Genomic DNA, 20,020 nt, shown 5'->3' with positions numbered 1-20,020 from the left:
TCCTCGTTACACCGCCTTTGCTGCTGGCTGATAAAAAAAGACTTGTCTGTGTAGTGTATGACAAGCCTTGGTAAAATATGAACGTCGGCGGATTATCGCAAGTACGGCTTCGGATCGACCGGCTCCTCATTGATACGAACCTCGAAGTGCAGATGATTGCCCGTCGAGCGCCCGGTAGAGCCTACCTCGGCGATCTTCTGTCCGCGCTTAACGACATCGCCCTTCTCCACGACAATCCCATCATTGCGTATATGTCCATACAAGGTCCAAACGCCCTTGCCATGATCTATTATAACGGTATTTCCGTATCCGCTCCACCAGGAGGCCACAATTACCACTCCAGCCTCGGCTGCTAAGATGTCGGTACCTGCCGGTGAAGGAAGGTCGATCCCGCTGTGCGAAGCGCCTTTGCCGGTAATCGGGTCCTTCCGTCCCCCGAAGTCGGAAGACATATTGACGACCCGCTCGAGCGGATAGCCGAACTTGCCGCCGCTGTAAGAAAAGACCGGCTTCGGGGCCTCCCCCTTCGCTTTAGCTGTGTTAGCCGCCTTCTCTTCGGCAATTCTCCGAAGAATGACGGACTCCTGGGAAGCGAGCTTCACCTGCGCCTTCACTTCGTCTTCGCTAATCTCGGCAAACTCACGCTTTTGCTTCGAGAGACTGGCGATCTTGACTTCCTTCTCCTTTTCTTTGACCGACAAACTTGCCTTAGTTGCGTTCCGCTCCGCAATCAGCTGATTGAGCTCCGCCGCCTGCAAGGCGATTTGCTCCTGCTTCTCCGCCTTTAGATCACGGTCACGCTTGTTGGCATCAAGAATTTCCTTGTCCTGATTTACTATCGCCTTCAGCGCATTCATTCGGTCGAGGAAATCCGTAAAGCTCGTTGAGCTTAGGAGCACCTCCGCGTAGGATACGGTGCCGCTCATATACATTAAACGTACACGGGAACGCAGGATTTGGTCGCGCGAGGCCATTCTTTCCTCGGCTTCGGCCAGCTGCTTCTCGTTTTCCGTTTTTGCCGCCTGAATCACGGTTTCTTTTTCCCTCAGCTTATTCAGCTCCAGGTTCACGGAATCGATCTGACTCATAATCGTGTTGAGCTCAGCCATATTCTGCTGTTCCTGCTGCTCCAGCTTTTCTGCTTGCGCCTTAGCGTTTGCGGCATTTTTCTCTGCTTCCGCCTTCTGACGCTGCACATCCTTCAGCTGCTGCTCCAGCTGCTTTTGCTTATCCGTTGCGGCAAATCCCGCTTGGGAGGTAAGCAAGGTTCCCAGCAAACTTAACGTAACGACGATGGACACGGACGACTTGTTCAAATTCCCGATCCTCCCTACACCCGTAAAAATTTACGAACCGATAATGTGCTTCCCCAGACGCCGATCATGATGCCGATCCCGATGAGCAGCCCGGCTGTTTCGTAGCGGATCGCTTCAAAGGGCAAAAGCTTGATAAGCAAGAGGCTCATATCCACCTGAATCAGCCTCATCATCTGCCAGTAGCCGTACAGCAATATCGCAACCGGGATGATCGAACCGATTAGACCCAGCAGCGCACCTTCGATAAAGAACGGCCAGCGTATGAATGAATTCGTCGCACCCACCAGCTTCATGATGGAGATTTCGCGGCGGCGGGCGACAATCGTAATCTTAATTGTGTTTGAGATCAAAAACATGGCTGTCAGCGCCAAACCGGCTACAAGCACTAGGCCCACATTGCGCACGATTTCCGTCACCTTAAACATCGTTTCGACGGTTCCTTGCCCGTAGCTGACCCGATAGATCGGCTTCATCGGCCTGGTATTGTTCAGCTCGCCGATTTTCTGGGCAACACTGGCAACCTCACGCGGCTCCGCCACCTCTACGGTGTAAGAGTCGTTCAACGGATTGTTGCTTCCGTCAAAGCCCTCGAGCAGCTGTTTCCCGCTTTCCCCCAGCTTTTCCCGCAAATATTTAAGCCCCTCTTCCTTGGAGACGAAGGTCACCTTCGACACTTGAGGTATGGCGGCGATTTCATTTTGAATTTGCTGAATTTGGTCCTGCGGCGTATTGACCTCCAGGTATACTTTAATTTCCACCTGCTGTTCAATCTGCTGGGCTAAGAAATTCACGTTCAAAGTCAGCAGCAGGAAGACGCCCAGAATGAAGAGCGAAATCGAGATGGAGCTGATCGAGGCAAAGGACATCCACCCGTTTCGCGCAACATTCTTGAAGCCTTCGCGAATATGGCGACCGGCCGTACTAATCCTCATAGCCGTATTCACCCCTTGCTTCATCACGGGCGATCTTCCCGTTCTCGATTGCGATGACCCGCTTGCGCATCGTGTTAACAATTTCCTTGTTGTGTGTGGCCATAACGATCGTAGTGCCCCGGAAGTTGATTTCTTCCATGAGCTTCATGATCCCCCAGGACGTTTCCGGGTCTAAGTTCCCGGTCGGCTCGTCCGCGATAATCACTGTGGGATTATTGACAATTGCCCGGGCAATGGCGACTCGCTGCTGCTCTCCTCCGGACAGCTGCGTTGGCAGCGAGCCCGCCTTATCCTTCAAGCGAACCAGCTCCAGCACCTCTTGCACGCGCTTCCTGATGATCTTCTTGGGAGCTTCGATAACCTCCATCGCAAAAGCGACGTTCTCATACACGGACATCTTCGGCAGCAGCCGGAAGTCCTGGAAAATAACCCCGATATTCCTGCGTACATAAGGGATTTTGCGCTGCTTCAGCTTCTCCAGATTAAAGCCGTTGACAAAAATCTGCCCTTTCGTAGGCCGTTCTTCTCTATACATAAGCTTCATAAAAGTCGATTTGCCGGCGCCGGACGGGCCTACCACGTAGACGAACTCGTTGCGGTCTACCTTCACGCTGATGCCGCGGAGGGCATGGTTGCCGTCTGGATACGTTTTCCATACGTCCTGCATTTCGATCACGTCATCACATCCTGATAGTTTCGTTTTGTCGTTTTCTGTCATCTATATCGAACGATCGGCTCGTTCTTCCGGTAATGGTAGTGCCGGTCAATCCCAGCCTATTAAACTTCGACATAAAAGGGGAAAATCCTTTGCACGTCCAACATTTTCTACAGCTTTCACGCAGGTTTGGTGGAGAAATGGTGAACGGTAGCTGAATGTAAGTTGAAAATGGGTCTGCTCGGCCCTGCAGTCGGATCATTCGACAAATCCCAGCGAACCAAGAACTATAGGAAAGTTTCATGGCTTGGCCGCATATATATCGGAGTAGTACAAGCGTGGAAGCAAAAGGAGATAAACGGTGATGCAGCTTCGAATCCCAACCTTCTGGACAAGTATCGCATTGACCACGATTGTGTTTGCCTTGTCCGTTCTTCTAACGATCAGCTGGTATGGCTCAAAAACCACATTACCTTCAAGTGTTACTGTGGAGGATTGGTCTGTCGGAGGCATGCCGATACAAGAGTTTGAACGTCAGCTTGCATGGAAAAAGGAGCTTTTGCTCGGTCAAAAGGTGCAGCTGGTCGCAGCAGTGTCCGGCGGTCAGCCGCTGATCGTAGAACGCACCTTGGGCCAGCTAGGACTCGTGGTGAGTGATGGGGACACGGTGGAGAAATTGAAGCCGCTGAAGGAAGGCTCGTTGTTCCGGCGGGCTGTGTACCGATGGCAGCAGCGGGGAGGCGCTTGGACACTCGAACGGACGATTGCCGAGGACAAGCTGAAGGCTTCGCTGCAGGAGGCCCTGCAGACGCTTTACACAAAAAAGCCGGTCGATGCGAAACGCTTCGTCCGAGGAGACGATACGATCGGATACACGCCGGAAGTGAAGGTCGAGCGGGTCGATGAAGGCAAGCTGCTGACGCTCCTGGGAAGCCTGCTGCCAGTGTGGGGATCCGCCGAAATGCAGGCGGGAGTCGAACGCTGCCGGGGCGGGGAAACGGGCTGCGGGGAAGAAGGCCAGCCGGTTACAGTGCAGGTCCCTCTCTATTGGCTGGAGCCCCAGGTAACCGTTGCTTCGCTGCAAGCGCAGGGGATTGTGCGTAAGCTGACGGAGTTTTCGACAAGCTATCCGCCTGGATCGGCGGCGGTCAGCAGTGAAGGACGCATTCACAACGTGCGCTCCACCGCAGCAAGCATTCACGATGTGGTGCTCAAGCCGGGAGAGGTATTCGATTACGCCACCTATATTGAGCAGACGGAGAAAAAGTTCGGCTTCCGCGAGGCACCCGTCATTCTTAACGGTAAGCTGGTGCCCGGGATCGGCGGCGGCATCTGCCAGGTGTCATCGACCCTGTACAATGCCGTGCTGCGTGCCGGCTTGGCCATTGTCGAACGGCGCAACCATTCCCTTCCGGTCAGTTATGTGCCTCTAGGTCAGGACGCCACCTTCGCCAGCGGACATATCAACTTTAAGTTTCGCAACAGCACGCAGCACCATTTACTGATTCGAACGGAGTCGGATGATGTTCAGGTGACAGTTAAGCTGTTCGGCCAAATACCGAGGGATGTTACGTATGAAGTGGAGTCCAAGCTCCTGGAAACGCTTCAGCCGCCGGTCAAGTATGTGCACAACCCCACCTTGCGGGTGGGCAAGCAGGAGATCATCACGCAGGGGAAAGCCGGCTACGTGGTCGAAACGTACCGGATCAAGAAACAAAACGGTACTGTAGTAGGACAAGAGCGGATCTCCAAGGATACGTATTCCGCCCAGCCGACCGTCGTTGCCGTGAATAACGGCGGCGATGGGGCTAAATCGGGCGAACCGGCTCCGAATGCCGACCCGCGGGGGCCGATGATTGAGGACGGAGTGAAGGGACCGACGTTCCGTTAAACCAATACAAAGCCCGGGTACACTTCATTTCTGAAGGACCCGGGCTTCTCTGTTATCTGCTTTTGTTGTAGAACTCTTCAAACCAAGCATTGGTACTCTCAAGCACTTTACCGGCCCGCTCGATGGCGCCGCTCACCTGATTCGTCGCGGTTCCGCCGTACACATTGCGTGCGTTGACTACGCGCTCCGGCTGCAGCACCTCGTAGATGTCGCTCTCGAAGAGCGTCGAAAACTGGTGGTACTCCTCCAGCTTCAGGTCCAGCAGAAATTTCTGCTGCTGAATGCAGTACAGCACCGTTTTGCCGATGACCTCATGCGCTTGACGGAACGGGAGCCCCTTGTTCACAAGGTAATCCGCGATATCCGTCGCGTTGGAGAAGTCCTGGTTCACGGCTTGGCGCATCCGGTCCTTGTTCACCTTCATCGTGGCTACCATCGGAGCGAACAGCTGAAGCGCCCCTTGCAGCGTACGAACGGTATCGAACATGCCTTCCTTGTCTTCCTGCATGTCCTTGTTGTAGGCAAGAGGAAGCGACTTCAGCACGGTCAGCAGACCGAACAGGTTGCCGTAGACACGTCCGGTCTTACCGCGCACCAGCTCCGCCACGTCCGGGTTCTTCTTCTGCGGCATAATGCTGCTGCCCGTACAGAAAGCATCGTCCAGCTCGATAAAATGGAACTCGGTGCTCGACCAAAGCACAAATTCCTCGCACAAACGGGACAAGTGCATCATGATAATCGATGCGTTCGACAAGAACTCCAGGATGAAATCACGGTCGCTTACCGCATCGAGCGAGTTCTCGTACACCGCGTCAAAGCCGAGCTGCTTCGCCACGAAATGGCGGTCGATCGGGAACGTCGTGCCGGCCAAGGCCCCTGCGCCGAGAGGCAGCACATTGATCCGGCTGTAGCTGTCCTTAAGACGCTCGATATCCCGCTGGAACATCGATACGTACGCCATCATATGATGCGCGAACAGAATCGGCTGGGCACGCTGCAAGTGGGTGTAGCCCGGGATGATCGTATCCAGATTCTGCTTCGCCTGCTCCAGAAGCGCCTCCTGCAGCTTGCTCAGCATCCCGACGAACTCGACAACCCGCTTCCGCAGCCACAGATGCATATCCAGCGCCACCTGGTCGTTCCGGCTGCGTCCCGTGTGCAGCTTGCCGCCGACCGGACCTACCTCATCGATCAACGCCTTCTCGATGTTCATATGGATGTCTTCATCGCCGATGTTGAACTCCAGCTCGCCGCGGCGGATCATGCCCTGCACCTTCAGCAGCCCGTCCTTGATTTTCTCAACATCATCCGCAGGAAGAACCCCTTGCTTGCCCAACATCGTCACGTGCGCCAGACTGCCTTGAATATCCTCCTCGGCCAGCTCCTTATCGAAAAGAATCGAAGCCGTGTATTCCTCTACCAATTGGTCGGTTTTCTTCGTAAAACGCCCACCCCAAAGCTTAGACACATCACTTGCTCCCCTCTAACGTAACTTCATTTCCATCACTATACCATAAATAGCCTGTCAGCGTCTCGATTGCGGCTGTTGCCGCCGGCCGCAGCAGGAAGGCGTCCGCCCCTTGCGTGCGACCAAGAAAATAACCCGCAGCTCCGAAGCTCGGGTTATTCTCAGGGACACAGCAGCTTACTTCTTGCTTTGCTCTACACCGGCAGCAACACGCAGACGCAGCGCGTTCAGGCGGATGAAGCCTGTCGCATCGCCTTGATCGTATGCCTTCGTCGGATCGGCCTCCATCGTTGCGATGTGCGGGTTGTACAAGCTCACAGGGCTTTGTACGCCGGCGCCGATGACGTTGCCTTTGTACAGCTTCAGGCGTACTACGCCGGTTACGTTCTTCTGGCTCTCGTTTACCAGAGCTTGCATGGCCAGACGCTCCGGAGCGAACCAGAAGCCGTTATATACGAGCTGAGCGTATTTCGGAATCAGGGAGTCGCGAAGCAGCATAACCTCGCGGTCCATCGTCAGGGACTCCATCTTGCGGTGAGCGGTGAACAGAATCGTACCGCCCGGCGTCTCATATACGCCGCGGCTCTTCATGCCTACGAAGCGGTTCTCCACCATATCGACGCGGCCTACCCCGTGCTTGCCGCCGAGCGCGTTCAGAGTCTCCATGATTTGCAGCGGAGCCAGACGTTGGCCGTTCACGGCTACGCAGTTCCCTTGCTCGAACTCAAGCTCAATGTATTCGGCCTCGTTCGGAGCATCCTCCGGGTCTACGCTCAGCACGAACATGTCTTTGTTGGAAGTCGCGCTAGGATCGAACCAAGGATCTTCCAGCATACCGCTTTCGAAGCTGATGTGCAGCAGGTTGCGGTCCATGGAGTAAGGCTTGGAAGCGGACGCCTGCACCGGAATGCCGTGCTTCTCCGCATAGGCGATCATCTCGGCACGTCCCGGGAACTGCTCGCGGAATTCCTCGAGGCGCCATGGGGCGATGACTTCGATATCCGGAGTCAGTGCAGCAGCCGTCAGCTCGAAGCGGATTTGGTCGTTACCTTTACCTGTTGCTCCGTGAGCAATCGCCGTAGCGCCTTCTGCGCGTGCGATCTCTACCATACGCTTGGCAATCAGCGGGCGAGCGATACTCGTACCGAGGAGGTATTGACCCTCGTACAGCGCGCCTGCCTGGAACATCGGGTAGATGAAATCCCGCGCGAATTCTTCACGGAGGTCATCGATGTACACCTTGGATGCGCCGGTGCTCAGCGCTTTTTCCTCGAGGCCGTCGAGCTCTTCTCCTTGCCCGATATCAGCGGTGAACGCGATAATCTCCGCATCATAGGTTTCCTTCAGCCATTTCAAAATGACGGACGTATCCAAACCGCCCGAATATGCCAATACGATTTTTTGCTTCGCCATGGTTTCCCTTGCTCCCTCTTCTAATGGAATCTATCGCTACATGATGGCGGCCATAACCGCTTTTTGCGCGTGCAGACGATTTTCCGCCTGATCGAAAATAATCGAATTTTGCCCGTCGATGACGCCCTCGCTGACTTCCTCGCCGCGGTGCGCCGGCAGACAGTGCATGAACAGGTAGTCCTTCTTCGCGTACTTCACCAGCTCATCGTTTACCTGATAGTTCGCGAAGGCCGCTTCCCGCTCCTTCTGCTCCGCTTCCATGCCCATGCTCGCCCATACGTCGGTATAAACGACATCCGCGCCGTCGATCGCTTCCTTCGGATCGTATACGACCTCGATCGTGGAGCCGTTCAAAGCAGCTACCTCCTTGGAAAGCTGTACGACCTCGGCATCCGGTTCATAGCCCTCCGGCGTCGCTACCGTGAAGTTCACGCCGAGCTTCGCCGCGCCCATCATCAAGGAATGCACCATGTTGTTGCCGTCGCCGATAAACGCCATTTTCAGCCCTTTCAGGCGTCCCTTGTGCTCAAGGATCGTCTGATAATCCGCCAGCGCCTGGCACGGATGGGACAGGTCCGTCAGCCCGTTAATGACCGGAATGGTCGCATTGCGGGCCAGCTCGATCACCGTGCGGTGGGCGAACGTACGGATCATGATGCCGTCCAAATAACGGGACATGGTCTGAGCCGTATCGCCGATCGTTTCACCGCGGCCGATCTGCAAGTCGTTCCTGCTCAGGAAAAGTGCGTGGCCTCCGAGCTGGTACATGCCCACTTCGAAGGAAACGCGGGTCCTGGTGGACGATTTTTCAAAAATCATGCCGAGGGTCTTGCCCTTCAGAGGCTGGTATACCTCACCGGACTTCTGCTTCTTCTTCAGTTCGATCGCTAGATCGATCAAATATTGAATCTCTTCAGACGTGTAATCGACCAGACCGATAAAATCGCGTCCTCTGAGCTGTGCTGCGATGTCTTGCTTCGTTACGTTACTCAAGTGGTTTCCTCCTCTATACCGCCGCTGCAGCCTTCTGCGCCAGAACGGAGCAGATGACCTCAATGCCGCGGTCAACGTCTTCCTTCGAAATCAACAGGCTCGGCGCCAGACGAATGACATTCGGTCCGGCTGAAACCACCAGCACACCCTCACCGTGGATGGCGCTGATCGGCTCCGCCGACGGTCCCGTCAGCTGGATGCCGATGAGCAGGCCGATCCCGCGGATCTCCTGCACCAGCGGATTGTCCGCCAGCTTCGAGCGAAGCTCTCTGACAATGTAGTCGCCCATCTCCGCCGCACGCTCCGGCAACTTCTCGGCCAGCATCGTCTCCAGTGTAGCAATCCCTGCCGCGGTGGACAAATAGTTGCCGCCGAAGGTGGAGCCGTGGCTGCCCGCGCTGAACGCCTGGCGCAGCTTCTCCTTGCCAAGCAGCGCGCCGATCGGCATCCCACTGCCAAGACCTTTCGCCAGCGTGAACAGGTCCGGCTCGATGCCGTAATGCTCATAAGCGAACAGCTTGCCTGTGCGGCCCATGCCCGTCTGGATCTCGTCAATGATCAGCAGCAGGCCGTACTTCTCGCACAGCGCAGCTACCTCGCGAACGAACTCCCGGTCCGCCGGGTTGACACCGCCTTCGCCCTGTACCATCTCCAGCATGACGGCGCATGTCTTTTCACTGATCAGCGCTTCTACGGAAGCTGTGTCGTTATAGTTGGCATAGACGAAGCCTTCCGGCAGCGGGGCGAAGCCCTCTTTTACCTTATCCTGGCCTGTTGCCGTTAAAGTCGCTAAGGTCCGTCCGTGGAACGACATGTGGAACGTAATGATCTCATAACGCTCTGGCTGCCCGATCACCTTCTGGAAAAAACGGCGAGCCAGCTTGATCGCCGCTTCGTTCGCCTCCGCCCCGCTGTTGCAGAAGAACACCGCATCCGCACAGCTATGGTCTACCAGCAGCTGCGCCAGCTTCTCCTGATTCGGAATGTGGAACAGGTTGCTTGTATGCCATAAAGTATCGATCTGCTCCTTCAGGCGTTCCGTTACCTGCACCGGGGCATGCCCCAAATTCGTAACGGCGAGGCCGCACATCAGATCCAGGTACTCGCGTCCGTTCTCATCCCAAAGTCGGCTGCCCGCCCCCTTAACAAACGTTTGCGGATAGCGTGCGTAGTTCGGAAACAATGCGTTCTGAGACTCTCCCATGTCGTTCACTCCTTCTTATTCTCGATTGATAGTCCACATCTATTTGACAATCCGGGTACCGACCGCGCCCTCCAGCGCTTTGCTCAATACTTCCGGCTCTGCCCCGTTCACAATAACCACTTCTTGGACGCGGCCCTGAATGCACTGCACGGCTGCCCGCACCTTCGGGATCATGCCGCCGTAAATTTCGCCGCTCGCGATCATTTCGTCGATCTGCGCCACCGTAACGGAAGGCAGGACGACCTTCTCCCCATCCACGACTCTCATAATACCCGGCACATCCGTTACGACGATCATGCGCTCCACCCCAAGGTGGGACGCTACCGCGCCGGCTGCCGTATCCGCATTGATGTTGTAGCGCTGACCGCCGTCCGCACCGATCCCCACCGGAGCAATGACCGGCATGTAGCCCATCGCAACAATGCCCTCGATCAGCGATGCATTCACGTTCGTTACATCGCCCACCAAGCCCACTTCATGTGCATTCGCCACCGGCTGGGCTTGAATGAGATGACCGTCCACACCGCTTAGGCCCAGTGCTTGAGCGCCGGACAGCTGGATTTTACGGACAATCTCCTTGTTGATCTGACCCGCCAGCACCATCTCCACGACATCCAGCACCGCTTCATTGGTCTTGCGAAGTCCGTTCACGAACTCCGTCTCGATGCCGAGCTTCTCGAGCGTACCCGAGATCGCCGGACCGCCTCCGTGCACGATGACCGGGATGTTGCCCGACTCCTGCAGCTTCTTCAAATCCGCGAAAAAAGCGTCCGGCAGCGCCGCCAGCGTACTGCCTCCGCATTTCATAACAAAACAGCTCATCGTCCTACTCCTTCGCCCTTAAGTCCGATACGCCGCGTTGATGCGGACGTAGTCATAGGTAAGATCGCAGCCCCAAGCCGTAGCCGAAGCCTCGCCCATATTCAGATTGACATGGATGTGCACGAAGTCGCCCTTCAGGTACTCCAGCGCCTTCTCTTCGTCGAACTTCAACGGACGGGACTGCTCCAGCGTCACGATGTCGCCGAGACGAATGTCTACCGTTTCCGTATTCACCGGCTGCCCTGCACGCCCTACGGCCGCAATTATGCGTCCCCAGTTCGCATCGGCACCGAAGCAAGCCGACTTCACCAGGCTCGAGCCGATGACCGTCTTCGCGATCGCGCGCGCCGCATCGCGGGACTCCGCACCGCTTACCGTCACCTCGATCAGCTTCGTCGCTCCCTCGCCGTCGCGGGCAATCGCCTTGGCAAGGTATGCGCCTACGTATTCAAACCCGGCGCGGAACGCTTCCCAGTCCGGGTGCTCCGGTGTCAAGGCATCGCCGCCGGCAAGGCCGCTGGCCATAACGACAACCATATCGTTCGTGCTCGTATCGCCGTCTACCGTAATCATATTGAACGTGGAATCCGTTACATCGTTCAGCAGCTTCTGCAGATGCTGGCTCTCAATGTTCGCATCCGTTGTCATAAATCCGAGCATCGTCGCCATGTTCGGATGAATCATGCCCGAGCCCTTCGCCGCTCCCGCAATATGTACCGTGCGTCCGCCAACGGTTACGCTTACGCAGGTTTCCTTCTTCACCAGATCCGTGGTCAGGATCGCCTGGCAGAAATCGTCGCCGCCCTCGACGCTGACCCGTGCAGGCAGCTTCTCAATGCCGCCCAGTACCTTCGGCATCGGCAGCAGCTCGCCAATCACGCCTGTGGAGGTAACGCCGGCCAAGTGCTCCTTCACGCCGAAGGCCGCAGCCACAGCGGCACGCATAGAACGTGCGTCGTCCTCGCCCTGCTGTCCCGTACAAGCGTTCGCGTTGCCGCTGTTGACCAGCATGACCTGCAGACGGCCTTCCGCCGCAATGCTCTCCTGGGTCACCTTCAGGGGTGCCGCCTGAAATTGATTCAGCGTGTACACGCCCGCCGCTGCTGCAGGAACCTCACAATAGATGACGCCGAGGTCATGGCGCTCCGTTTTTTTCAAACCGCAATGCAGTCCGCCTGCTTGAAATCCCTTCGGCGTCGTCACTGTGCCGTCCGGCACTACGATATAATCCTTCCCCACCGCGTTCGCTCTCCTTTATGGATATACCGGGGTAAACGCAAGGCCTGTCGCCTCGTCCCAGCCCATCATCAAATTCAAATTTTGTATTGCCTGACCGGCAGCGCCCTTCACTACGTTGTCGATGACCGAAATGACGGTCAAGCGGCCTGTACGCGGGTCAAGCGAAACACCGATATCGCAATAGTTGGAGCCCCATACTTCCTTCGTCGCCGGCCATTTGCCCCTGTCGCGGATCCGAACGAACTTGCGTCCCGCATAGTACGAACGGAACAGCTCCAGGATCTCGTCTTCCGTCCGCTGCTCCTTCAAATTGACATAGATCGTAGACAAAATGCCCCGCGTCATCGGTACCAAATGGGTCGTGAAGGTCATGACCACCTCTTCGCCGGCAAGGCGTCCCAGCACCTGCTCGATCTCCGGTGTATGCTGATGTTTGTTCACTTTATAAGCGAGGAAGTTCTCGTTGATTTCCGAATAATGCACGAGTAGGCTTAAGCCGCGGCCCGCGCCGGAAACGCCGGATTTGGCATCGACGATGATCGATTTCAGATCGATCCAGCCGTTGGCTGCCAGCGGAGCCAAGCCAAGCAGCGTCGCTGTCGGATAACAGCCCGGATTGGAGATAAACTCCGCTCCGTGTACTTCTTCACCGAATACCTCCGCTAACCCGTATACGGCACGCTCTACATAGGCCGGATCGGCCGGCTTATGCTTATACCATTGCTCATACGTCTCTCCGTTCGTTAAACGGAAATCCCCGGAAATATCGATGACCTTCAAGCCCGCATCCAGAAACTTGGGAGCCAGCTCCGAAGCTACGCCATGCGGTGTAGCCAGGAAGACAACGTCCGCCTTTCCCCGAATCAGCTCCACATCGATAGCATCCAGACGGTCGGTAAGAATTTGATTCAGATGCGGATATCCGTCCGCAATCGGCGCTCCTGCGCTGGAAGAGGAGATTACCGAAGTAATCGCCACATGCGGATGTGCCAGCAGAAGCCGGATCAGCTCCACTCCGCCGTAGCCTGTAGAACCGATAATCGCCGCTCGTAAAGTTGTTGTTGTAGACATGGCCGTTCCCTCCGATTTGAAAAACTATGTATTATTATACATTCGACGGTATATTAATTCAATAAAAATTTCCTAAGAAAAGGAGCCCTCTCTCAGGGAGAGCCGGGCTCCTTCTTCGTCAGCGCCGCGACCCAGGAAGCCTCATCCCACTGCAGCTCGTACCCGAGCAAATCAGCGGCCCGCTTCAGATCCACTAGCGCAAAATTATTCAGCACATGCACCGGTACCTCTGCCACGAGCGCCTCTTCGCCTTCCTGCCGAGACAGCAGATAGCGAACCCGCTTCCGTTCTACATCGTACCGCACATGATGCGCTCCGAGCAAGTGAAAAGTCTCCTGCAAGGGGGCCCACGGCTTCCCTTCGATAACCAGTGGCTTCAGCCCGCCGAATTTGGCCGGCTTCCCGTCAACCGTCATCCGCATCACCGGCAAATGCCTCGCCACGACATGACCCGGCAGCAGCGTCACCTTCCCTGCATTCAACTCCGCCCGCTGCTCCTCGTTCATCCATTCGATCTTGTTTTTAGCCTCTCGCGGCGCGACTTGAATATGATATTTCGACGCCAAATACTGATGCAGCGACTTCATATCTTCCTCCGTGACCGATTTCAGGCTTCGGCCTCCGAGCCGTCCCATCAGCACTCCGATCGATTCCGCGGCGAGGGCGCCGTTGGGCTGAATCCGCGTGCTGCCGTAGGCAACCACCGACGACCCTACCAGCTTGCCGGCCGTGACGACATTATCGTAGCCCTTGAGCAGGTAGCTTCGCAGCGGCAGACCATATTGGTCCGGCTTCCCTACCGCCAGCCCCTCCCGATTGGAGCGCGAGCCTTGAATGTCCATGAAATAACCGCCGATGCTTACGTTATCCCAGAACATTCGTCCGCTCATCACATCCGTCGACTCCATAACATATTCCGTCGGATAATGAAGATATTCGCGCACATACAGATAAGCCGGCTCCCCGTTCAGCTCCGCCTTCTCGAAGCCGACGATCGACTTCCGCAGATGCTCCAGAATGTGGGGCACTTCCTCCCGCGCCGCCTGCATGCCGCGCTCCACCGTTTCCGGCTTACTCGCATCCACATCGTACACCTGCAGCGCGTTAATGATCAGCTCCCCATCCCCTTGATTCAAAATATTCAAGCCGCGCAGGTTCAGCATCTGCGGATTGCGAAGCTCGTACTTGTTTACAATCGGCGGAAACCCATAGGCGATGTTCGAATCGACATACGTTTCCGGTCCGTATAGACTGGCACGCTCTACTTTGTCCAGCTTCCAAAAGTGGCTGTAGAACTGATGCCAGTCCACATTCTTGAACTTCATCATATAGGTGCCGCTCATAAACTCGTGAGACCCCTTGGAGCCGTACAACGATTCGAGCCCCGGTAGCGGTTTTACCCCTTCCAGCCTGCTTATGAAAGCGGCATCATCCGAATTGTCGACTACGTATCCCGGCTCCACCCGAACGAGGTCCCCATTTTTTCTCGTGTATGTAAACGCCGTTATGCGTCCTTCCTGCGTCTCAATGTCCTCTATCACGATACCCTTATCGATGGGGATGCGATGAATCAGCCGGTGGAAATATTCGGCGAACTGCGCCTTCTTGCGGATATCTCCTTTATCATACCGGTCAAAAAGGTCCTTCATGCCGCCCTGCACCAGCGAGTCGCCGTTGTCGTTGTACACGCCGTCCAGATACAGCATTTCCCCTTGGATCAGCTGACCGCCGAGGCGTTCCTTCGTTTCCAGGATGAGCACCTTTAGCCCCTCCTGCTTCGCCCTTCGGGCCAGATACATCCCCTCCAGCTCCGTCCCGATCACCACCACATCCACCTGCTTGGCAAAAGGGTTTTGAAGCACGAAGCCCCCGTCGCTGTCCCGGGCCGTCAATTCGTATGCGCTGGCGGCACTGCTCATGATTGTAATTAGGATGATGACACTCACCATGATCCACTTTTTGCTCATCGTTCGACCCAACGCTCCCCTTCCGGCACCCGCACCGATCCGCTGCCGCTACGAATGAATCGTACCGGATTCCCGGGATAAATTCAATCCATTTCCGGGCGTACGAGCAACTTTTTTTGATAGAAAAAAGGTACTTCCCGGATTAAACCGTTCCGTACCGCTTGAAGCCTTCTCCCAGCACCTCATTCGTGTCGCTTAGGATGACAAAAGCCTTCGGGTCCGTCTGCCTTACAAGCTCCTTCAGCTTGGTCACCTCCGTCTGGCTTACGACAACCATAATGACTGTTCGCGATTCTCCCGAATAGCCCCCGGTTGCCTGCAGGTTGGTGAGCCCCCGGTCGAGCTTGAACAGGATGGCCTTTCTTATCGCCTCAGCATCTTCCGTAATAATAAAGGCCACCTTCGAATAGCTGAAGCCCAGCTGCACGATACCGATCGTTTTGGTGGTGACGAACAGGCCGATGAGGGCGAAGAGCGCCTTTTCCGGAGAAAATACGAACGCCGCCGTCATGATGACCAGCCCGTCCAACAAGGCAACCGACACCCCTAAACCGATACTCGTATATTTATTCACAATTTGCGCCGCGACATCCAAGCCGCCGGTGGAGCCGCGCGCACGGAACACAAGTCCCAGCCCCAAGCCGATGAGCATCCCTCCGTAGATGGTCGCCAGCAGCAGGTCATGCGTAAGGGACGGCAGGCCTCGCGTTAAGAGGACAAGTAAGGGCAAAACAATGGTTCCTACTAATGTTTTCAGCCCGAATTCTCCGCCGAGCAAATACATCCCCGCGAAGAACAGCGGAATGTTGAGCGCCCATTGGGTGATCGCTGGCTCCCAGCCGAACAATTCCTCTGTAATAATACTTATGCCGGAAACGCCGCCGGATGCCACCTGGTTCGGGTTCAAGAACATATTGAAGCTGACGGCGATCAGCAAGGAGCCGACCAGCAGCAGCGTGTAATCTCCGGCATGCTGCTTCCATGCAATCCGGGCCTTCGTTCCCCGTTCTTTACGCGACTGAAGGGCCGCTACCGAATATCCCCCGGTCCGTACAATCCCCTGTATAAGCTCACGCGATTCCGGTCGTTCCATCTCGGGCAGGACCCCGTCATCGAACGGCCACGGTTCGGTGTGTCCTACCAGCTGTTCTTCTTTCGTCGTTTCCGTCACCGCTGCTCTCCCCCTTTCCATAGCAAAAAATCCTACCCGTATCCGAATGCCGGGACGCTGTAATGCGCCCTGATTCCAATACAAGTAGGATTCGCCGGAACTGCTGAATTTATGTTGAACTGGCCTTATGCTTCCTTATCCGCAGGCTTCGCAATTTGCGCCCTGAGATAAGCATCGATGAACAGATCGAGATCGCCGTCCATCACGGCGCCGATGTTTCCTGTTTCCGCCGAGGTCCGGTGGTCCTTTACCATGCTGTACGGATGGAATACGTAGGAGCGAATCTGGCTGCCCCATGCGATATCGGATACCTCGCCGCGGATTTCCGCCAGCTGCTTCTCATGCTCCTCGATCTTCTTCTCGTAGAGCTTCGAGCGCAGCATCTTGAGGCATCGCTCCCGGTTCTTGATCTGCGAGCGTTCCGTCTGGCAGCTGACGACGATGCCGGTCGGGATATGCGTCATCCGTACCGCAGAATCCGTCGTGTTGATGTGCTGTCCGCCGGCGCCGCTCGCTCGGTACACGTCAACCTTCAGATCCTCCGAGCGAATCTCGATCTCGGTGTCGTCCTCGATCTCCGGCATCACGTCACACGATACGAACGACGTATGGCGTCGTCCCGAAGCGTCGAACGGCGAGATGCGCACCAGTCGGTGCACGCCCTTCTCCGCCTTCAGATAGCCGTACGCATTGTAGCCCTTGATGAGCAGCGTTACGCTCTTCACGCCGGCCTCGTCGCCCGGCAGGTAGTCGAGAACCTCGACCTTGAAGTCTCGTTTCTCGGCCCAACGGCGGTACATGCGCAGCAGCATCTCGGCCCAATCCTGCGATTCCGTACCGCCCGCTCCCGGATGCAGCTCCAGGATGGCGTTGAGCTTGTCGTACGGCTCACTGAGCAGGAGCTGCAGCTCAAATTCCTCGAGCTTGCGCACCAGCGCCGTGATGCCTCGCGTCAGCTCCGCGGCCATGCTTTCATCCGGCTCCTCCTGCATCAGCTCCTGCATGACCTCCAGGTCGTCATACTCCGACGCGAGAGCCTGGAACTGATCCACCACGCTTTTGACCGCGTTCGATTCGCCGATGATCTTCTGTGCCTTCTCATTGTCGTCCCAGAAATCCGGAGCCGACATTCTCTCTTCGAAATCCGCGATCTGCTCCAGCTTCAGATCTAAGTCAAAGAGACCCCCTAAGCTCAGCCAAGCGCTTGGCCGTTTCTTGCAAATCACGTTTCACTTCTGGATCCAACATCTCTACAACACTCCCTATACTGTTATCTTCGCGAAAAAGGAGACCGGAGCCGCATCAGGCCCCGACCTCCTTTTGTCTAAAGTCCTTGGCGTGCGTTAGCTTACGCGCCGTGACATTGCTTGAACTTCTTGCCGCTGCCGCATGGGCACAGGTCGTTCCGGCCGATCTTGTCGTCGTTCGTAACCGGTGTTTTCGGCGCATCGGCTGCAGACGGATCGATCATCTCGATCACCGGCTCACGCACCAAATTCGTTTCGACATGCGCCTTCATGATGTAAGTTGCGACTTCCTCCTGGATGTTCTGTACCATCTCTTGGAACATCTCATATCCCTCGAACTGGTATTCGCGAAGCGGATCGGTACCGCCGTACGCGCGGAGGTGAATCCCTTGACGCAGCTGATCCATCGCATCGATGTGATCCATCCACTTGCTGTCTACCGCACGAAGCACAACCACCTTCTCGAATTCGCGCATGAAGGTTTCGCCAATATGCTGCTCGCGCTCTTTATACAAGGTGCGGACAAGCTCCTGAATAAACTCAATGATCTCTTCTTTCTCTTTGCCCCAGAGATCGTCCTTGGTGATTTGGCCTTCATGCAGGAACGTTCCGTTCGCATAATCCACAATCGCCTGCAGATCCCACTCCTCCGGCACCAGATCATCCGAGCAATGCGCTTCAACGATACGCTCAATGACCGGCATAATCATGCCATGAACGATTTCCGTCACATTCTCCGACTCAATGACCTCGCGGCGCTGCTTGTAGATGATTTCACGCTGCTGGTTCATAACGTCGTCATACTGAAGGACGATCTTCCGCACGTCGAAGTTGTTGCCCTCTACGCGCTTCTGCGCGGATTCAATCGCCTTAGAGATCAGCTTGCTCTCAATCGGCTGGTCCTCCTCGAAGCCGAGGCGGTCCATCATGCCCATGATGTTCTCCGCACCGAAGCGACGCATAAGCTCATCTTCCAGCGACAAATAGAACTGCGAGGAGCCCGGGTCACCCTGACGTCCCGCACGACCGCGGAGCTGATTGTCGATCCGCCGGCTCTCATGGCGCTCTGTACCTATAATATGCAAACCGCCGAGTTCGGCTACTCCTTCGCCCAGCATGATGTCGGTACCGCGTCCTGCCATGTTCGTGGCGATCGTCACGGCGCCGCGCTGACCCGCTTGGGATACGATCTCCGCTTCCTCCGCGTGCTTCTTCGCATTCAGCACCTGGTGCTTAACGCCTTTGCGCTTCAGCATGTCGGACAGACGCTCCGAGTTTTCGATGGACACGGTACCTACAAGTACAGGTTGTCCTTTGGCGTGGCGTTCCACGATCTCGTTCACAACTGCGCGGAACTTGCTGCCTACCGATTTATATACGACATCCGGGATATCCTGACGGATCATCGGTCTGTTCGTCGGAACCACGATTACTTCGAGACCGTAAATCTTCTTAAGCTCTTCTTCCTCCGTCTTCGCCGTACCGGTCATCCCGGAAAGCTTGCGGTACATCCGGAAGTAGTTCTGCAGCGTGATCGTCGCCAGAGTCATCGATTCGTTCTGAACCTCCAGCTTCTCCTTCGCTTCGATCGCCTGGTGCAAGCCTTCGCTGTAACGGCGGCCTACCATAAGACGTCCCGTAAACTCGTCCACGATGATGATTTCACCCTCGGATACGACGTAGTCCACGTCCCGCTTCATGATCGCATGTGCCTTCAGCGCTTGGGTGATGTGGTGGTTGATCGTGACATTCTCATGATCGAACAGGTTCTCGATATGGAAGGCACGCTCCGCCTTCTGCACCCCTGCTTCGGTCAGTACAACCGACTTCATTTTCACGTCGATCGCATAATCTTCCTCATCCTTCAGCGTGCTCACAAACCGGTCCGCCTGCAAATACAGGTCCGTCGATTTGGCAGCTTGTCCGGAAATGATCAGCGGCGTACGGGCTTCGTCGACCAGGATGGAGTCCACCTCGTCAATGACCGCGTAAGACAACGGACGCTGTACCATTTGCTCCTTGTAGAGCACCATATTGTCGCGCAAATAGTCGAAACCGAACTCATTGTTCGTTCCGTACGTGACATCACATGCGTATGCCGCTTGCTTCTGGCTGTGCTCCAGATTCGGTAGGTTTACCCCTACCGTCATGCCAAGGAAATGATAGATCTGTCCCATCTCCCCGCTGTCACGCTGAGCAAGGTAATCGTTGACCGTAACAACATGCACGCCTTTGCCTGCAAGCGCGTTAAGATAAACCGGCAGCGTCCCTACCAGCGTCTTCCCTTCCCCTGTACGCATCTCTGCGATACGGCCTTCATGCAGCGTCATACCGCCGATGAGCTGAACGTCATAATGGCGCTTGCCGAGCACGCGCTTGCCCGCTTCCCGTACCGTAGCGAATGCCTCCGGCAGCAGGTCGTCGAGGTCCTCTCCTTTTTCCAGACGCTCGCGGAACTCTACGGTTTTGTTCCGAAGCTGATCATCCGTCAGCACCTCAAATTGCGGCTCCAACGAATTAATATATTCAACGGCCTTCCACATACGTTTTAATTCGCGTTCATTCGAATCGCCAAAAATCTTCTTCACGAGTCCTAGCATTGCTTGCTAATCCCCTTTCTATGTCCAGAAC

Annotated in this window: 15 protein-coding genes; 1 reads left to right on the top strand and 14 read right to left on the bottom strand. The window is 55.9% G+C overall.

The genetic code is table 11. The features are described 5' to 3' along the window. Window positions 1-92: 92 nt before the first annotated feature. Genes QMO62_RS18975 through ftsE form a run of 3 tightly spaced genes read right to left on the bottom strand, consistent with a single transcriptional unit; the run spans window position 93 to window position 2,924 of the window. Window positions 93-1,316, bottom strand: coding sequence for a murein hydrolase activator EnvC family protein (locus QMO62_RS18975; protein ID WP_284643321.1), 1,224 nt, complete (start codon window positions 1,314-1,316; stop codon window positions 93-95). A gap of 14 nt (window positions 1,317-1,330) precedes the next feature. Continuing rightward, window positions 1,331-2,248, bottom strand: a complete 918-nt coding sequence (gene ftsX / locus QMO62_RS18970) for a permease-like cell division protein FtsX (RefSeq protein ID WP_284644982.1) — start codon at window positions 2,246-2,248, stop codon at window positions 1,331-1,333. After that, window positions 2,238-2,924 (bottom strand): cell division ATP-binding protein FtsE, encoded by a 687-nt coding sequence (gene ftsE, locus QMO62_RS18965; RefSeq protein ID WP_284643319.1) that lies wholly within the window; start codon window positions 2,922-2,924, stop codon window positions 2,238-2,240. Before ftsE ends, ftsX begins: the two co-directional genes overlap by 11 nt. A gap of 343 nt (window positions 2,925-3,267) precedes the next feature. Here ftsE and QMO62_RS18960 point away from each other — a divergent pair, with 343 nt between their 5' ends. Beyond that, on the top strand, window positions 3,268-4,794 hold the full coding sequence (locus tag QMO62_RS18960) for a VanW family protein (RefSeq protein WP_284643318.1): 1,527 nt from the start codon (window positions 3,268-3,270) through the stop codon (window positions 4,792-4,794). Between the two features lie 52 nt (window positions 4,795-4,846). Here QMO62_RS18960 and argH read toward each other — a convergent pair whose 3' ends face one another. The 11 genes from argH to secA form a co-directional block, all read right to left on the bottom strand. Next, the gene (argH, locus tag QMO62_RS18955) at window positions 4,847-6,262 is read right to left on the bottom strand and encodes an argininosuccinate lyase (protein ID WP_284643317.1); all 1,416 of its coding nucleotides are present in this window, start codon (window positions 6,260-6,262) and stop codon (window positions 4,847-4,849) included. A gap of 177 nt (window positions 6,263-6,439) precedes the next feature. Then, entirely contained in the window at window positions 6,440-7,675 is a 1,236-nt protein-coding gene (locus tag QMO62_RS18950; RefSeq protein ID WP_284643316.1) for an argininosuccinate synthase, read from the bottom strand. Between the two features lie 36 nt (window positions 7,676-7,711). Next, the gene (gene argF / locus QMO62_RS18945) at window positions 7,712-8,668 is read right to left on the bottom strand and encodes an ornithine carbamoyltransferase (protein WP_284643314.1); all 957 of its coding nucleotides are present in this window, start codon (window positions 8,666-8,668) and stop codon (window positions 7,712-7,714) included. A 13-nt stretch (window positions 8,669-8,681) separates the two neighbouring features. Then, entirely contained in the window at window positions 8,682-9,872 is a 1,191-nt protein-coding gene (gene argD / locus QMO62_RS18940; protein WP_284643312.1) for an acetylornithine transaminase, read from the bottom strand. 39 nt (window positions 9,873-9,911) lie between these two features. After that, entirely contained in the window at window positions 9,912-10,694 is a 783-nt protein-coding gene (argB, locus tag QMO62_RS18935) for an acetylglutamate kinase (RefSeq protein ID WP_284643310.1), read from the bottom strand. 18 nt (window positions 10,695-10,712) lie between these two features. Continuing rightward, window positions 10,713-11,933, bottom strand: a complete 1,221-nt coding sequence (argJ, locus tag QMO62_RS18930; RefSeq protein ID WP_284643309.1) for a bifunctional glutamate N-acetyltransferase/amino-acid acetyltransferase ArgJ — start codon at window positions 11,931-11,933, stop codon at window positions 10,713-10,715. A 15-nt stretch (window positions 11,934-11,948) separates the two neighbouring features. Then, window positions 11,949-13,004 carry an N-acetyl-gamma-glutamyl-phosphate reductase gene (gene argC / locus QMO62_RS18925; protein WP_284643307.1) on the bottom strand — a complete coding sequence of 352 codons (1,056 nt, stop codon included), beginning with the start codon at window positions 13,002-13,004 and terminating at the stop codon, window positions 11,949-11,951. Window positions 13,005-13,096: 92 nt separating this feature from the next. Continuing rightward, window positions 13,097-14,971, bottom strand: a complete 1,875-nt coding sequence (locus QMO62_RS18920) for an FAD-dependent oxidoreductase (protein WP_284643305.1) — start codon at window positions 14,969-14,971, stop codon at window positions 13,097-13,099. A 142-nt stretch (window positions 14,972-15,113) separates the two neighbouring features. After that, a complete protein-coding gene (locus QMO62_RS18915; RefSeq protein ID WP_284643303.1) occupies window positions 15,114-16,142 on the bottom strand; it encodes a YitT family protein in 1,029 nt (342 codons plus the stop codon). A gap of 125 nt (window positions 16,143-16,267) precedes the next feature. After that, window positions 16,268-17,390 (bottom strand): peptide chain release factor 2 gene (gene prfB, locus QMO62_RS18910; RefSeq protein WP_284643301.1). Its coding sequence is split into 2 segments (ribosomal slippage): window positions 16,268-17,317 and window positions 17,319-17,390, totalling 1,122 coding nucleotides; the frame shifts between segments, so codons are not numbered across the junction. A gap of 100 nt (window positions 17,391-17,490) precedes the next feature. Then, window positions 17,491-19,989 carry a preprotein translocase subunit SecA gene (gene secA, locus QMO62_RS18905; RefSeq protein ID WP_284643299.1) on the bottom strand — a complete coding sequence of 833 codons (2,499 nt, stop codon included), beginning with the start codon at window positions 19,987-19,989 and terminating at the stop codon, window positions 17,491-17,493. Window positions 19,990-20,020 lie beyond the last annotated feature (31 nt).

Source organism: Paenibacillus silviterrae (assembly GCF_030167925.1).
Classification (GTDB): Bacteria; Bacillota; Bacilli; order Paenibacillales; family NBRC-103111; genus Paenibacillus_G; species Paenibacillus_G silviterrae.
This window is presented reverse-complemented; position numbering and strand designations above follow the sequence as displayed.

What these genes read in the sequence shown, in the direction of transcription:
- ftsX (WP_284644982.1), bottom strand. Translation starts at nt 2,248, where the DNA reads ATGAGGATTAGTACGGCCGGTCGCCATATTCGCGAAGGCTTCAAGAAT.
- QMO62_RS18960 (WP_284643318.1), top strand. Translation starts at nt 3,268, where the DNA reads ATGCAGCTTCGAATCCCAACCTTCTGGACAAGTATCGCATTGACCACG.
- QMO62_RS18950 (WP_284643316.1), bottom strand. Translation starts at nt 7,675, where the DNA reads ATGGCGAAGCAAAAAATCGTATTGGCATATTCGGGCGGTTTGGATACG.
- argD (WP_284643312.1), bottom strand. Translation starts at nt 9,872, where the DNA reads ATGGGAGAGTCTCAGAACGCATTGTTTCCGAACTACGCACGCTATCCG.
- argB (WP_284643310.1), bottom strand. Translation starts at nt 10,694, where the DNA reads ATGAGCTGTTTTGTTATGAAATGCGGAGGCAGTACGCTGGCGGCGCTG.
- argC (WP_284643307.1), bottom strand. Translation starts at nt 13,004, where the DNA reads ATGTCTACAACAACAACTTTACGAGCGGCGATTATCGGTTCTACAGGC.
- QMO62_RS18920 (WP_284643305.1), bottom strand. Translation starts at nt 14,971, where the DNA reads ATGAGCAAAAAGTGGATCATGGTGAGTGTCATCATCCTAATTACAATC.
- secA (WP_284643299.1), bottom strand. Translation starts at nt 19,989, where the DNA reads ATGCTAGGACTCGTGAAGAAGATTTTTGGCGATTCGAATGAACGCGAA.